This is a genomic window from Halovenus amylolytica (assembly GCA_004015825.1).
Taxonomy (GTDB): Archaea; Halobacteriota; Halobacteria; order Halobacteriales; family Haloarculaceae; genus Halovenus; species Halovenus amylolytica.
This window is the reverse complement of the sequence record SAYS01000054.1, coordinates 1-1482: the sequence shown is the minus strand read 5'-3', so window position 1 is coordinate 1482 and position 1482 is coordinate 1. Positions and strand designations below refer to the sequence as shown.

The 1482-nt window shown below is 56.6% G+C and carries 1 protein-coding gene; it reads right to left on the bottom strand.

All coding sequences use genetic code 11. The annotated features are described in order from the left end of the window. Window positions 1-20: 20 nt before the first annotated feature. On the bottom strand, window positions 21-1427 hold the full coding sequence (locus EOW68_RS18255) for an IS701 family transposase (RefSeq protein WP_128226578.1): 1407 nt from the start codon (window positions 1425-1427) through the stop codon (window positions 21-23). Between the last annotated feature and the right edge of the window lie 55 nt (window positions 1428-1482).

The following is a 1482-nucleotide window of genomic DNA, read 5'->3' as shown; positions in this document are numbered from 1 at the left end:
ACTGTACTTCTGCGGTTTAATCACCAGTCAGTCAACCCCTTCACCATGGCCTCTCCAACTTCTTGAGCTTGCAGCAGTTCTAACCCTTCAGATTCCGCGATCTGGGTTGCCATTTCATACACCAGAGTGCGAGCAACCTTCGGAAACGGTGGTGGCCGCGCGGCCGCGCCATGCGCGGCACGCTCGGCCGCAACGAACGCATACGTCAATAACACCATCGTTACGTGGTGATGCCATCCTTTCCATGAGCGCCCTTCGAACTGATCGAGGGCCAGTACCTGTTTGGCCTCTTTGTGGAACTGCTCGATGGACCACCGAAGGTGAGCATAAGCAGCTAGTTCCTTGATGGACCAGTCGTCCACTCCCCAACACAGCCATGCACGCAGTTCGTCTGTGGCGTCCTCGATGAGGAGCCATCCAGTCTCCTCCGTGACTCGGCGCTTTCTAACTCGTTTGACCACGCGTACTCGCGTCCGAAAGAACTGCCCGGAGAGCAGTTCTTTCGTCCCTTCTGCCCACGTCACCGAAGTCCAATCCTCATCTGTGAGACCGTCAGCAATCTCCTCCGGAGATTGCGGAGTTGCATCCGGCGGATATCGCGGTTCACTAGGAGGGCGCCCGATTCCAGAGGCATCCTCTGGGTATTCAATCGGTGTTGACTCTGGTATAATCTGCATATCCTTGGGTCCAACGCCGAGGATGTACGGTTCGTTCCAGTCACGGAGCTGCTTGCGAAAGGTCTGCAGCTCACCGTATCCGGAGTCGGGGCCCCCCCCGGGGGGGGGGGCCCCCGACGCTTCTCGTGCCCGCGCAAGGAGTTCGAGAGCAATCTCTGGCTTCGTCCGGAAGTGAAGGTCTTGCGGAACGCCGCAGTCCTGGCGGCGTTCCTCGAATTCATCGTCCGTTGCCCAATCTTGTGGAAGATAGATTTCACAGCCAAGGGGCCACGTGAGTTGATCGGCGTTGTAGTGATCACCAGGAACAGCGAGGACACAATCGACACCAACTTGGCAGGAGGCGAGATGCCCAAGTGAACCGGCGTATTGTGTTTTGACACCGACGCTGTTGTACCCGTGTTTGAGGATATCGACATCATCAACGATCAGCATCGCCTCTGGCGATGCGATCTTCTCAGGGATGTGTTCGTTCAGGTGATCTTGGACGGCGTCATGTTCCCAGGGACTTTCGCTGATAAATCGGCGGACTCTGTGTTCGTTAATATCGAGTCGTTTTCCGATACCTCGGAGCGTCTTGTGACTGCCAGGGCGAATCAACCCCTCAACGTATGCAGGCGCGACACGCCACGTGTTTGCTGCTCGTGGCCATGAGCGCCCATCGAGACGCGTCGTGAACGCGTCTCTGAGGGGCGCAAGAAACCGACGGATATCGATTTTCGGTGTGTGACTTCTGTAGGAAACTGCACTCATACCATCGGTAGGTCATGTAAAGAGATAGCCCCGCCGTTTAACCGCAGAAGTACAG